This is a genomic window from Castellaniella sp., assembly GCF_036379515.1.
Lineage (GTDB): Bacteria > Pseudomonadota > Gammaproteobacteria > Burkholderiales > Burkholderiaceae_B > Castellaniella.
This window is the reverse complement of sequence record NZ_DASVGN010000003.1, coordinates 98,311-111,130: the sequence shown is the minus strand read 5'-3', so window position 1 is coordinate 111,130 and position 12,820 is coordinate 98,311. Positions and strand designations below refer to the sequence as shown.

The following is a 12,820-nucleotide window of genomic DNA, read 5'->3' as shown; positions in this document are numbered from 1 at the left end:
GATCCAAGACGGGGAAATCATGGGTTTCATTCAGAAGTTCCTGAGAGGATTCCTGGGCAGGACCCTGCTCATCATCGTTGGCGTAGGCCTTGCGGGCTCCGCGTGGGCACAGCACATGCAGCACGACTCTGCCGCTACGGCACAGCCGGCCAGCCAGCGCCAGGATGTGAACTACCGGCCCGATGTCACGTTTACACTGCGCACCTCCATCGCGGATGGCCGGCTGGTATTCATTGGCGATCGGGGGCCGATTGCCGGCCAGGTGAACCCCGAGCTGAAGGTGCCTGAAGGGGCGGTGGTGCAGATCAACCTGATCAATGGCGATGGTGCGACGCACGACATCGTCGTCCCCGACTTCAGCGCCCATTCGGACAATATCTCCGGCAAGGATTCGGCGACCGCCATTGTGTTCCGGGCCGGCAAGAACGGGACCTTCGAATACTATTGTTCGCTCCCGGGGCACAAGGCAGCGGGCATGGTCGGCAAGGTCGTCGTGGGTGAAGCTTCCGCGCAGCTCAAGGCCGAGGCGCCTCAGATTGCGCACGATCCGTCCGATGTCGGTACGCCTGTGGGCAAGCGTGGGCCCGAGCACCTGACCGTGAACCTGCTCACGACTGAAGTCGAAGGACGCCTGGCCGACAACAGCACCTACCGGTTCTGGACCTTCAACAACAAGGTGCCGGGGCCGTTCGTGCGTGCTCGCGTCGGCGACACCATCACCATCAATCTGGCCAATGCCAAGGACAGCACCCACATTCACTCGATCGACCTGCACGCCGTGACGGGGCCAGGCGGGGGAGCGGCCGTGACTCAGGTGCCTCCTGGCCAGACCAAGTCGTTCGATTTCAAGGCGCTTCATCCTGGGCTGTACGTGTACCATTGCGCCACACCCATGGTGGCTCAGCACATCACCAACGGCATGTACGGCATGATCCTGATCGAGCCCGAAGGGGGGTTGTCCAAGGTCGATCACGAGTTCTATGTGATGCAAGGCGAGCTCTATACGGCGCAGCGTCACGGTGCGAGCGGCCTGCAAGAGTTCTCACTGGACAAATTGCTGGCTGAAAACCCCGAGCACGTGATGTTCAATGGGTCGATGGATGCACTCACCAAGATCTACAAGATGGAATCCAAGGTGGGTGACACCGTGCGCATCTTCTTTGGTGTGGGCGGCCCCAACCTGACCTCCAGCTTCCACGTCATTGGCGAGGTCTTCGACCGTGTCTACGACCAGGCCTCCCTGACCAGCAAGCCGCTGACGAACGTGCAGACCACCCTGGTTCCTCCAGGGGGCGCGACCATGGTGGAATTCAAGACCGACTACCCGGGCAAGTACTTGCTGGTGGATCACGCCTTGTCTCGTGTCGAGAAGGGTGTCGGTGGATTCCTGACCGTGACGGGCAAGCCGGATCATGAAATCTTCCATAGCGGCGAGGCCATTGATCCGAATTCCGGGCACTGACCCGTATAGGCAGGTTCGCGTGTGTTGTGCTAGTATCAGCAAATGCACGCGAGTTCCTATTTTTTCTTTTTTTACTTTACTTTTCCAAAGCCGCTGGCGGAGGAAGGGAATCGTTGCATCACTAAGTAGTCCAAAATTCCCTAAAAAGCCGCCGGCGGTGCCAGGCGGCTTTTTTGTTTGCTGCCTGTCTTGTCAGCCCCCTGGCACCCGGCCAACCGGAGTCATACCGTGTCACACAATACCGACGATATCCGCATCCGAGAAATTCGCGAACTCGCGCCTCCGGCGCATGTGATGCACGAATTCCCTTGTTCCGCAGCCGCGTCCGCCACCGTGCATGATGCGCGGCATGCCGTGCACGACGTGCTCTACGGGCAGGATGACCGGCTGGTCGTGGTGATCGGCCCGTGTTCCATTCACGATCCTGAAGCTGCCATGGAATACGCCCGGCGGCTCGCCGAGCAGCGCACGCGCTTTGCCGGTGAGCTCGAGATCATCATGCGGGTGTACTTCGAGAAGCCGCGCACCACGGTGGGCTGGAAGGGACTGATCAACGATCCCGGCCTGGATGACAGTTTTGACATCAATCAGGGGCTGCGCACGGCGCGCCGCCTGCTGCTGGACATCAATGCGCTGGGCTTGCCGGCCGGATGTGAATTCCTGGACATGATCACGCCACAGTACATTGCCGACCTGGTCTCCTGGGGCGCCATTGGTGCACGGACGACCGAAAGCCAGGTGCACCGCGAGCTGGCCTCGGGGCTTTCGTGCCCGGTGGGTTTCAAGAACGGCACAGATGGCAATACGCGGATCGCCATCGATGCGCTCAAGGCGGCCGCGCACTCGCATTATTTTCTGTCCGTCACCAAAGGGGGGCGGTCGGCCATCGTCGCAACGCGCGGTAACGAAGACTGCCACATCATCCTGCGTGGCGGCAAGGCGCCCAATTACGAAGCTGAGCACGTGCAGGCGGCGGCCCAGGCCCTGGAAAAATCCCACATGCGGCCGCGCGTCATGATTGATGCCAGTCACGCCAACAGTCACAAGGACTACACGCGCCAACCCTTGGTCATCGAAGACATCTGCACGCAGGTCGAGGCCGGTGACACGCATCTTTTCGGCGTGATGATCGAGAGTCACCTCGTGGGCGGGCGGCAGGATCTGGTGCCGGGCAAGGCGCTGGTGTATGGTCAGAGCATTACAGACGGTTGTGTCGATTGGGATACGTCGGTGGCGCTTCTCGAGCGGCTGGCGCGTGCGGTGCAGGGGCGGCGCGCCACCTTGGGCAAGTCCGAGGCGACCGCGGATGCGGCCTGACCGCACCGCCGCCTGAACTTTATTGGAACTTCCATGGATACCCTGCATTTCTCGCAACACGCACGACCCCTGCCGGAGGGGTTCGTCGCCGCGTTGCAGGAGCATTTTGCAGACCGCTGTTCGGTCGCTGAGTCGGTTCGTGCCCATCATGGTCGCGACGAATCGCCCTATTCCCCCATGCTGCCCGACGTGGTGGTCTACGCTCTGACCATTGACGAGGTCGTGTGGGTGGCGCGCTATTGTCATGCGCACCATGTCGCGCTCATTCCGTATGGCGCCGGCTCATCGCTGGAAGGTCACCTGTTGGCAGTGCAGGGGGGGATATCGCTGGATCTGTCCGGCATGAATCGCATCCTGAACGTGCATGCCGAAGATTTCACAGCCACTGTGCAGGCCGGGGTGACACGCAAACAGCTCAACGAATCGCTGCGGGATACCGGCCTGTTCTTCCCCATCGATCCCGGTGCTGACGCCAGCCTGGGTGGCATGGCGGCCACCCGAGCTTCGGGGACGAATGCCGTGCGTTACGGCACCATGCGTGAAAACGTCATGTCGCTCAAGGTGGTGACGGCCGATGGCCGGGTGATTGAAACCGCGAATCGGGCCCGCAAGTCGTCGTCTGGGTACGATCTGACGCATCTTTTCGTGGGCAGCGAAGGCACTCTGGGCATCATTGTCGAGGTGACGGTGCGTCTTTATCCGCAGCCCGAGGCAGTGTCGGCCGCCATCTGCAACTTTTCCGATCTGGACTCGGCCGTCAAGAGCGTGATCGAGATCATTCAGATGGGGATTCCCGTCGCGCGCGTCGAGTTCATGGATACCGGGGCCGTCCGGGCCACCAATCAATACAGCCACCTGACCTTGCGCGAGTCGCCGCTGCTGTTGTTCGAATTTCATGGCAGCCCGGCCTCGGTACGGGAGCAGGCCGAGTCGGTGCAAGGCATCACGCGCGACCATGGGGGGCAGGATTTTCAGTGGGCCGAACATCCCGAAGATCGCAATCGGCTCTGGACGGCGCGCCATAATGCCTATTTTGCCGGCTTGCAATTGCGCCCTGGATGCCGCTCCAGCACGACGGACGTCTGTGTCCCGATCTCGCGCCTGGCCGAGTGTGTCGGTGACACTGCGGCCGAGCTTGACCAGGCCAGCTTTCCGTACACGATCGTGGGTCATGTCGGAGATGGCAACTTTCACGTCCTGATGTTGCTCGATCCGGACAATCCTGCCGAATGGACCGAGTCCGAGCAGCTGAATCAACGCCTGGTCGAGCGAGCCATTGCGATGCAGGGGACCTGCACGGGTGAGCACGGGGTCGGCTTGCACAAACAGGCGTTCATGCGCGCCGAACATGGGCAGGATGGGCTGGACGTGATGGCGGCAATCAAGGCGGCGCTGGACCCGCATGACATCCTGAATCCCGGCAAGATGTTGCCACCCCCGGCTTCGGCCGCCTGAGCAAGGAACCCTGATGGACATGGCTACACCCGTTGAGGCAGCATCAACCGCCGTTCCCGATTTTCCCGGGTTCCTGTCGCAGATCCGCAGTGACGTTCCTGCGCATGCGATTCTCACGCGCCCCGACCAGACGCGGGCTTATGAATGCGACGGGCTGGTGTTGTATCGCGAACGCCCCGTCGTGGTGGTGCTTCCTGAAACCGAAGCGCAACTGGTGTCGGTGCTCAAGGCCTGTCGTGAGCACAACGTACCCGTCGTCCCCCGAGGCTCGGGCACGGGACTGTCGGGGGGCGCCACGCCGCACCCCCAGGGTGTCGTGGTGGGGATGGCCAAATTCAACCGCATCCTCCGGCTCGATCCCGACGCCTGTGTGGCCGTCGTAGGGCCGGGGGTACGGAATCTGGCGGTGTCCGAGGCGGCAGCACCCCATGGCTTGTACTATGCCCCCGACCCCTCCAGCCAGATTGCCTGCTCCATCGGTGGCAACGTGGCGGAAAACTCAGGCGGTGTGCACTGCCTGAAATACGGCCTGACCACCCACAACGTCCTGAAGGTCCGATTCGTGACCATCGACGGCGAGATCATCGAACTGGGAGGCGAGGCCCCCGATTCACCGGGGCTGAATCTCCTGCAGGCCTTCATCGGGTCCGAGGGGATGCTGGGCATGGTCACCGAAGTCACGGTCAAGCTCATCCCTCGTCCCCAGCTTGCCCGCGTCGTCATGGCGAGCTTCCCCAGCGTGGAGCTGGCTGGCGAAGGGGTCACGCGCATCATCGCGGACGGCATCATCCCCGCCGGCCTCGAGCTGATGGACAAGCGTGCCGTCAACATGGTCGAGCCCTTCGTCAAGGCAGGCTACGATCTGGAAGCGGCCGCGATTCTGCTCTGTGAATCGGACGGCACGCCCGACGAAGTCTCGGAAGAAATCGCCCGCGTCGAGGCCTTGTTGCGCGACGTGGGCGCGACGCGCCTGCAGACTTCGACCAGCGAGACCGAGCGCCTTAAATTCTGGGCAGGCCGCAAGAACGCTTTTCCCGCTGCAGGACGTATTTCGCCCGATTATTACTGCATGGACGGTACGATCCCGCGACGCCACCTGGGGCGGGTACTCGCGGCCATGGCCGAAATGGAACACCAGTTCGGCCTGCGCTGTTCCAACGTTTTTCACGCGGGTGACGGTAACCTGCATCCCCTGATCCTGTTCGATGCCAATTCTGCCGACGAGGTGCAGCGCGCCGAAGATTTTGGCGTGGCCATCCTTGAGCTCTGCGTTCAAGTCGGGGGCACGATCACGGGTGAACATGGCGTGGGAATCGAAAAGATCAACCAGATGTGCACCCAATTTTCTCGCGACGAGCTGGATGTTTTTTCGGCATTCAAACGCGCATTCGATCCGTACGGGCTGCTCAATCCGCTCAAATTGATTCCGACACTGGTGCGCTGTGCCGAATACGGCAAGATGCACGTGCATGGCGGGCAAGTTGCCTTTCCTGAAATCCCTCGCTTCTAGTGTGACTCATGGAATATGTGCTTTCTGAATTGAGCGAACAGGTGGCTACGGCCCGTGCTGCGCAGCGTCCGCTGCGTATCCGGGGCGGTGGCACGCACGCGTTTTATGGCAACCCTTGGGCGGCCGATGACACCTCGGCCTGGCTCGACGTGTCTGCCTACAAGGGAGTCGTGAGCTACGAGCCCTCCGAACTCGTGCTGACCGCCAGAGCTGGCACTCCTGTGGCTGAAATCGAATCGCTGGTGGCAGGTCAAGGCCAGATGCTCGCGTTCGAACCGCCTCGTTTTGGGGCCAGCGGCACGCTGGGGGGCTGCATTGCGGTGGGGCTGGCGGGCCCGCGCCGGATGGCGGCCGGCACAGTCTCGGATTTCGTGCTGGGCACGCGCCTGCTGGGGGCCGATGGCAACGTCCTGCATTTTGGCGGCGAGGTCATGAAGAACGTGGCTGGTTATGACCTTTCGCGCCTGTTGGCGGGCTCCCTGGGGGTGCTGGGGGCCTTGGTCGAAGTCTCGATCAAGGTACTTCCCGTGCCGCGTTCCGAGCGCACCACGGTGCTGGCGCTGGACGAAGCCGCCGCCTTGGAACGTTGCCTGCAGTGGCGCTCGAAACCCTTGCCGATTTCGGCTACGGCATGGACCGCCGATGAGTCTGGTGGCGGGCGCCTGGCAGTGCGGCTGTCGGGGAATGGATCGGCCGTGCGGCAGGGCTTGGGCCACCTGGGTGGTCAGGTCTTGCCTGAAACAGAGGCTGAGGCCTTCTGGCTCGGCATGCGGGACCAGACTCACCCGTTCTTTTCACAGCGATCCTTGTGGCGGGTAGTGCTTCCGCCCAAGGCGCCGACGTTGAATCTTGGCCCCACCCTGCACGAATGGCAAGGTGGGCTGCGCTGGTTGGCGGGCTCGCAGGATGCTGCCGCTTTGCGGGCCAAGGTGCAGTCTCTGGGGGGCTCGGCGTGCCTGTATCACCGGGGTGATGTGCCGGTCGACATTCCCACCTTTCACCCGCTGGCTGCTGGCGTTCTCCAGATCCACCAACGGCTCAAGCAAGAGTTTGACCCTGCAGGCGTCTTCAACCGCCATCGCCTGGTTCCCGAATTCTAAGGACTTTTATGCAAACCCAACTCGCCGACTGGGCGCAGGATACTGATTTTGGCCGCGAAGCCGAAGAAATCCTGCGACGTTGCACCCATTGCGGCTTTTGCCTGTCCGCCTGTCCCACGTATCAGATTCTGGGCGACGAGCTCGATAGCCCACGTGGGCGCATCTATCAGATGAAGCAGCTGCTCGAAGGCGCCGAACCCAGCTATGTGACGCAACAGCATCTGGATCGCTGTCTGACCTGCCATGCCTGTGAAACCGTGTGCCCCTCGGGGGTCACCTATGGAGCCCTCGTGGATATCGGGCGCCAGGTCATTGCCGAGAGGGTCCAGCGTCCGTGGCGCGAGCGGACCTTGCGCAGCGTGCTGCGGTGGCTGATGGGGTCGCGTGTGTTCCCGGCGCTGTATCGCGCAGGGCAGTGGCTGCGCCCGGTGCTGCCGCGCACCCTGCAGGCCAAGATCACGGTGGCTCGTCCAGCCGGCACTTTACCTGGCGAGCAGTCGCGTCACGCCCGCCAGGTCCTCATGCTGTCCAATTGCGTGCAACCTTCGATGCTGCCGTCCATCGATGCCGCCACTATCCGGGTGCTGGACGCGGTGGGAGTCGGTGCGCGCTACGCGTCGGGCTCGGGGTGTTGCGGGGCTGTCAACTTTCACCTGGATGCACAAGAGGCTGCCAGGGACCAGATGCGGGCCAATGTGGATGCCTGGCTGCCCTTGCTCGAGTCGGGTGAAGTCGAGGCCGTAATCGTGAACGCTTCAGGGTGCGGCGGCATGATCAAAGACTACGCGCGACATTTGCGGCACGACCCGGCTTATGCCGAGCGGGCGCAACGGCTCATGCCTTATGTGCAGGACATCGCCGAATTTCTGGCGCCCATGGCCGATGCAGTACGCGCGAAGATGCGTTCCACCCCCGGGCGCTGTGCCTTCCATGCGCCCTGTACGTTGCAGCATTGGCAAGGATTGCGGGTTACGACCGAGCGCCTGCTGCAGGATCTGGGCTTCGACTTGCAGGATTTTGCTGAATCGCAAATGTGCTGTGGGTCGGCCGGGACTTACTCCATCACGCAGCCCGAGCTTTCGCTGAGCTTGCGCGACCGCAAACTCAAGGCCATCCAGGAAACGCTGCCGGACACCATTGTGTCGGCGAACATTGGCTGCATCTGCCATCTGCAGGGTGGCACGGGCACCCCCGTGCGGCACTGGATCGAGTCCGTGGACGAGGCCATGCATGGCTGAACAAAGGCCAGCCCCGGGTGCCCGTGTGGTGATCGGCATGTCGGGTGGTGTCGACTCGTCGGTGTCCGCGTGGCTGCTCAGGCAGCAGGGGTACGAGGTCGTGGGCCTGTTCATGAAGAACTGGGAGGACGACGACGACACCGAGTACTGCTCGTCGCGTCAGGATTGGCTGGATGCTGCGAGCGTGGCGGACGTGGTTGGCGTGGACATCGAAGCCGTCAATTTTGCGGCGGAGTACAAGGACCGGGTGTTCGCAGATTTCTTGCGCGAATATTCTGCCGGCCGTACGCCTAACCCTGATGTGCTGTGCAACGCCGAGATCAAGTTCAAGGCGTTTCTCGATCATGCCATGGGGCTGGGTGCCGACTACATCGCCACTGGTCACTATGCCCGCGTGCGGCGTACAGAGTCTTCGTACGGAGTCCGCAGCCAGTTGCTCAAGGCCGTGGATGGCAGCAAGGACCAGAGCTATTTCTTGCATAGGCTCAATCAGTCACAATTGGCCCGCACGCTGTTTCCGCTGGGTGAATTGCATAAAACAGAGGTGCGGCGCATTGCTCGCGAGATCGGCCTGCCAAATGCCGCAAAGAAGGATTCCACCGGAATCTGCTTCATTGGCGAACGGCCGTTTCGAGAGTTCCTCAATCGCTATCTGCCCACGCATCCAGGCCCCATGTGCACACCCGAGGGCCTGGATCTTGGTCAGCACCAGGGGCTTGCCTTCTACACGCTAGGTCAGCGCAAGGGACTGGGGATCGGGGGGGTGCACGGCACCCAACGCGGTGATGGCACGGCAGATGCCTGGTATGTGGCCCGCAAGGACATGGCGCGCAACGTGCTGTACGTGGTGCAAGGGCATGATCATCCATGGCTGCAGTCGTCGACGCTGCAGGCCCAGGACGCCAGCTGGGTTGCGGGCGAGCCTCCGTTGGCGGGTGCCTATGCGGCCAAGACGCGATACCGTCAGGCAGATGCAGCTTGCACGTTGGCAGCGGGAAACCAGGGTCGGTTCAGCCTGACGTTCACAGCCCCTCAATGGGCGGTGACACCCGGCCAGTCGGCCGTCTTGTACGACGGCGACGTATGCCTGGGCGGGGGCATCATCAGCTAGGGACGCTGGATGTGTCGGTTGGCCTGCCCGAAGGTGGGCGTTCAAGCAACCAGGCGGATTAGCGGCGTAGCCAGGCCATCAGGCGGCCGGCGGACGGGTGGCGATGAACGAAGCCCGGGCGTTGAGCTTCTCGGTCAGTCGCGCCAAATTGGCGTGGTGCGGGCGCCAATCGAGCTCGGGGCTACGCAAATCCAGATAAGACAAGGCGACGCCAGTCGCAATGTCGGCCAGGCACAGGTTCACGCCACAGCAGTAGGCTTGCTCACCGAGCAGGCTGTTCATGTAGTCCAGGGCTGCGTGGATCTTCGAGGTCTGGCGCTCGACCCAGGCTGGATCACGCAAGGCCTCAGCCCGCCGGTGGGTTTCGATGAAAGCGGTTGAGCAGGCGTCCATGACGCCATCGGCCAGGGCTTCCCAGCGTTTGACTTCGACGCGTTCGCGCCCTGGGGGTGGGATGAGCCGGCCCACAGGAGAGAGCGTATCCAGGTATTCGACGATCACGCGCGAATCGAAGATGGCTTCGTTTTCGTCGAGGATCAGGCAAGGAACCTTGCCAAGCGGATTGTGTGCCGTCACCTGAGCTGTCGCTCCCCAGGGGTCGTCGAGAATCAGCTCATAGTCGAGTTTTTTCTCGGCCAGCACGATGCGCACCTTACGGACGTACGGGCTAGTCAGGGAACCAATCAGTTTCATGGCACAACAGGGTAGTTTGAGGCCCAAAAAGTATAGCAGGCTGAACCTTGGCCCGGATGATAGAATCCCTGCTGGTTTCCCTCATACCCACCGGGTGTTGTGCGTGGTCTACACCGCAGCACTCGTGATCTCCTTTCCATCATGCAGATTGATTCCACGCTGAGCGTACTCAACGCCCTGTCGCCCCTGGATGGGCGCTATGCTTCCAAGGGCGATGTGCTGCGCCCCTACCTGTCTGAGGCGGGGTTCATGGCCCATCGGGTCGAAGTCGAAATTGCCTGGCTGGTGGGTCTGTCGGGCGCAGGCCTGCCTGAGCTGCCCGCTTTCAGCGATTCGGCGCGCACGCGTCTGAAGGCCTTGGTTCACAATTTTTCAGAATCTGATGCAGCGCGCATCAAGGCTATAGAACGCACCACGAATCACGACGTGAAGGCGGTGGAATATTGGCTCAAGGAACAGGTGGCCGACGACGCCGAACTGGCACGCGCGGCTGAGTTCATCCACTTTGCCTGTACCTCGGAAGACATCAACAACACCTCGCACGCGCTGATGCTGGGTCGGGCCCGCAGCCAGTGCGTGCTGCCCAGCCTTGAAACCATCGTGGCGCGCTTGCGTGATCTCGCCCGGCAGCATGCCGATCAGCCCTTGCTGGCGCGCACCCACGGCCAACCCGCCACCCCTACGACAGTAGGCAAAGAGCTGGCCAACGTCGTGGCACGCCTTGAGCCCGCTTTGCGGGCCATTGCAGCCGTGCAACCCTTGGCCAAGATGAACGGCGCCACGGGCAATTACAACGCGCATCTGGCGGCATACCCTGAAGTCGATTGGCCGGCCTTTTCGGCCAAGGTGCTCAAGGGCCTGGGGCTGGCCCAGAACCCGTACTCCATCCAGATCGAGCCGCATGACTGGATGGCGGTGCTTTTTGATGCCATCGCGCGTGCCAACACCATTCTTCTCGATCTGAATCGCGACCTGTGGGGCTACATCTCGCTGGGGTACTTCAAGCAGCGCCTGAAAGAAGGCGAGGTGGGCTCATCCACCATGCCGCACAAGGTCAATCCGATCGATTTCGAGAATTCCGAAGGCAACCTCGGACTCGCCAACGCCGTGTTGCGTCATCTGGCTGAAAAATTGCCTGTTTCTCGCTGGCAGCGGGATCTGACTGATTCCACGGTACTGCGTAACCTGGGGGTGGCGTTGGGCTACTGCCTGGTGGCCTATGAGGCCTGCCTTCGCGGGCTGGGCAAGCTTGAACTCAATGCCGCTGCGATCGATGCCGACATCGACGCCTGCTGGGAAATCCTGGCTGAACCCGTACAGACGGTGATGCGCCGCTACGGGTTGCCTCATCCCTATGAACAGCTCAAGGCGCTGACGCGCGGCAAAGGCATCACCCAGGAAGCATTGCGCACGTTCATTACCGGTCTGGATCTGCCTGCGGAACCGAAGGCCCGGCTGCTGGCCATGACGCCCCGCAGTTACGTAGGCCTGGCGGCAACGCTTGCCCAGTCTGTGTAGGCCGGCAATGGCTGGGGAGCCGCTTGCGAAGCGGGCCGCCAGCCATTGCCGGGGCATTGCGTTTCTGCATGGTTTTGCAAAAACGTGTATAGTTTCGTTCTTCGCAAAACGTGCGAGGGGTTGTTAGCTCAGTTGGTAGAGCAGCGGACTCTTAATCCGTCGGTCGACAGTTCGAGCCTGTCACAACCCACCAGATTTCCTGCTTTAAATCAAGCAATTAGCCGCTCAGATTCTTGAGCGGTTTTTTCTTTTTCGGCCGATCGCTATGCTTCTTCAAGGTGCGTTCGCCGGACGGATACCCTGGGTACAGCACTTCGTGACCTGGTACAACACCGCGCATCGTCACAGCGGTCTGAGATTCGTCACGCCGCAGCAGCGACATCTGGGGTGCGATCGTGCAATTCTGGCTTATCGCGAGGTGGTCTATGAGGCCGCGAAACGCGCCAACCCGAGGCGCTGGAACAGCCGTTGCACGCGCAACTGGACGCCCGCGAGCGAAGTGTGGCTTAACCGACCGAAGGAGCACCGTGAAGCCCCTGAGAATCTAAAAGCTGCTGCATGAAAAAGCGGACATCTTCGTTGACAAACACCGAGGGCTGGGATGTGAATGACGCAGACTTATGCGGGGAAGGCGGCATCTTCGTCATGGTCCTCGATACTCTCCGGGCGCTCAGATTGCTCCTTGCCTTTCCAGCCGGTTTTCTTCGATCCTTGCATGACGATGTAAATATCGCGGTCGGCCTCGTTAATTGCTTGCACAATGTTCTTCACCCGCTCGTTCCCGTCAGCATGAGCGGTGTAAATAAACCTTATCATGCTGTTGGCGAACTTCGGAACCTTGCTGTTTTTTTCCCATTGGGCAACAGATTGGTCGGTCCTCCCGAGGGCATGACCCAAGTCCTTCTGAGACATCAGTAGCGCCAGTCTCAGGTAACGAAACTCCGCGCCGGTGAGGTTCGATTTCTTGCGCACGAGAACCTTGCAGATCGCCCTGGTCAGGCCATCTACATCTTCAATCGAAACGGCGTTGCCGTAGGGTGTATTTCTGGTCTCGTATCCGTTGACCAGGTACACATTACGGAGGCCTCCGTCCGTAAAGTGATACATGACTAATCTCCAATCGTAAACGCAGTCACAACGATACATTTCGATGTACGCACATGTTCAAGCGCAACTATGACGGCAACTGGCCGTCCGGCGCAGTACCGTTCCATTCTGCATTCTGTGCATCCGGTCCGAATATTCGGCTCTGGCTCCCTGCTGATCGCTCCATTCTGGAGCGCGTCGAGCGCAACGGCCATGGTGATGGCGCGCTTGCGCATCTGTTGCTTGGCGTGCTCCGTCCAAATGACTGAGCTGCTGCTCCTTGCAAGGCTTCGGATCTTTCGTTCCCAACCTGATCTGCTCACGGCCATG

The 12,820-nt window shown here is 61.2% G+C and carries 11 protein-coding genes and 1 tRNA gene; 9 read left to right on the top strand and 3 right to left on the bottom strand.

Going from position 1 to position 12,820, the window contains the following annotated elements; all coding sequences use genetic code 11:
- Nucleotides 1-19 precede the first annotated feature (19 nt).
- The 7 genes from nirK to mnmA all read left to right on the top strand — a co-directional run bounded on the left by nirK (nucleotide 20) and on the right by mnmA (nucleotide 9,193).
- A complete protein-coding gene (nirK, locus tag VF285_RS01005; protein ID WP_346950747.1) occupies nucleotides 20-1,462 on the top strand; it encodes a copper-containing nitrite reductase in 1,443 nt (480 codons plus the stop codon).
- 228 nt (nucleotides 1,463-1,690) lie between these two features.
- Entirely contained in the window at nucleotides 1,691-2,779 is a 1,089-nt protein-coding gene (gene aroG / locus VF285_RS01000) for a 3-deoxy-7-phosphoheptulonate synthase AroG (protein WP_346950746.1), read from the top strand.
- 33 nt (nucleotides 2,780-2,812) lie between these two features.
- Nucleotides 2,813-4,234, top strand: coding sequence for an FAD-binding oxidoreductase (locus tag VF285_RS00995; protein WP_346950745.1), 1,422 nt, complete (start codon nucleotides 2,813-2,815; stop codon nucleotides 4,232-4,234).
- Nucleotides 4,235-4,247: 13 nt separating this feature from the next.
- Nucleotides 4,248-5,744 carry an FAD-linked oxidase C-terminal domain-containing protein gene (locus VF285_RS00990; RefSeq protein ID WP_346950744.1) on the top strand — a complete coding sequence of 499 codons (1,497 nt, stop codon included), beginning with the start codon at nucleotides 4,248-4,250 and terminating at the stop codon, nucleotides 5,742-5,744.
- Nucleotides 5,745-5,752: 8 nt separating this feature from the next.
- Nucleotides 5,753-6,844 (top strand): glycolate oxidase subunit GlcE, encoded by a 1,092-nt coding sequence (gene glcE, locus VF285_RS00985; protein WP_346950743.1) that lies wholly within the window; start codon nucleotides 5,753-5,755, stop codon nucleotides 6,842-6,844.
- An 8-nt stretch (nucleotides 6,845-6,852) separates the two neighbouring features.
- Nucleotides 6,853-8,082, top strand: a complete 1,230-nt coding sequence (gene glcF / locus VF285_RS00980) for a glycolate oxidase subunit GlcF (protein WP_346950742.1) — start codon at nucleotides 6,853-6,855, stop codon at nucleotides 8,080-8,082.
- On the top strand, nucleotides 8,075-9,193 hold the full coding sequence (gene mnmA / locus VF285_RS00975) for a tRNA 2-thiouridine(34) synthase MnmA (RefSeq protein ID WP_346950741.1): 1,119 nt from the start codon (nucleotides 8,075-8,077) through the stop codon (nucleotides 9,191-9,193). The genes glcF and mnmA overlap by 8 nt, the downstream gene beginning before the upstream one ends.
- Nucleotides 9,194-9,271: 78 nt before the next feature.
- Here mnmA and VF285_RS00970 read toward each other — a convergent pair whose 3' ends face one another.
- On the bottom strand, nucleotides 9,272-9,886 hold the full coding sequence (locus VF285_RS00970; protein WP_346950740.1) for a glutathione S-transferase N-terminal domain-containing protein: 615 nt from the start codon (nucleotides 9,884-9,886) through the stop codon (nucleotides 9,272-9,274).
- A gap of 141 nt (nucleotides 9,887-10,027) precedes the next feature.
- Between VF285_RS00970 and purB the strand changes: the two genes are divergently transcribed.
- Nucleotides 10,028-11,404, top strand: a complete 1,377-nt coding sequence (gene purB / locus VF285_RS00965) for an adenylosuccinate lyase (RefSeq protein ID WP_346950739.1) — start codon at nucleotides 10,028-10,030, stop codon at nucleotides 11,402-11,404.
- A gap of 117 nt (nucleotides 11,405-11,521) precedes the next feature.
- A tRNA-Lys gene (locus VF285_RS00960) sits at nucleotides 11,522-11,597 on the top strand.
- A 425-nt stretch (nucleotides 11,598-12,022) separates the two neighbouring features.
- Here the strand turns inward: VF285_RS00960 and VF285_RS00950 are convergent.
- Together VF285_RS00950 and VF285_RS14445 are read right to left on the bottom strand one after the other, a co-directional pair.
- Nucleotides 12,023-12,511 (bottom strand): hypothetical protein, encoded by a 489-nt coding sequence (locus VF285_RS00950; RefSeq protein WP_346950738.1) that lies wholly within the window; start codon nucleotides 12,509-12,511, stop codon nucleotides 12,023-12,025.
- 2 nt (nucleotides 12,512-12,513) lie between these two features.
- A complete protein-coding gene (locus VF285_RS14445; protein ID WP_414648037.1) occupies nucleotides 12,514-12,705 on the bottom strand; it encodes a hypothetical protein in 192 nt (63 codons plus the stop codon).
- Nucleotides 12,706-12,820 lie beyond the last annotated feature (115 nt).

What these genes read in the sequence shown, in the direction of transcription:
- nirK (WP_346950747.1), top strand. Translation starts at nt 20, where the DNA reads ATGGGTTTCATTCAGAAGTTCCTGAGAGGATTCCTGGGCAGGACCCTG.
- VF285_RS00995 (WP_346950745.1), top strand. Translation starts at nt 2,813, where the DNA reads ATGGATACCCTGCATTTCTCGCAACACGCACGACCCCTGCCGGAGGGG.
- VF285_RS00990 (WP_346950744.1), top strand. Translation starts at nt 4,248, where the DNA reads ATGGACATGGCTACACCCGTTGAGGCAGCATCAACCGCCGTTCCCGAT.
- glcE (WP_346950743.1), top strand. Translation starts at nt 5,753, where the DNA reads ATGGAATATGTGCTTTCTGAATTGAGCGAACAGGTGGCTACGGCCCGT.
- glcF (WP_346950742.1), top strand. Translation starts at nt 6,853, where the DNA reads ATGCAAACCCAACTCGCCGACTGGGCGCAGGATACTGATTTTGGCCGC.
- mnmA (WP_346950741.1), top strand. Translation starts at nt 8,075, where the DNA reads ATGGCTGAACAAAGGCCAGCCCCGGGTGCCCGTGTGGTGATCGGCATG.
- VF285_RS00970 (WP_346950740.1), bottom strand. Translation starts at nt 9,886, where the DNA reads ATGAAACTGATTGGTTCCCTGACTAGCCCGTACGTCCGTAAGGTGCGC.
- purB (WP_346950739.1), top strand. Translation starts at nt 10,028, where the DNA reads ATGCAGATTGATTCCACGCTGAGCGTACTCAACGCCCTGTCGCCCCTG.
- VF285_RS00950 (WP_346950738.1), bottom strand. Translation starts at nt 12,511, where the DNA reads ATGTATCACTTTACGGACGGAGGCCTCCGTAATGTGTACCTGGTCAAC.
- VF285_RS14445 (WP_414648037.1), bottom strand. Translation starts at nt 12,705, where the DNA reads ATGGCCGTTGCGCTCGACGCGCTCCAGAATGGAGCGATCAGCAGGGAG.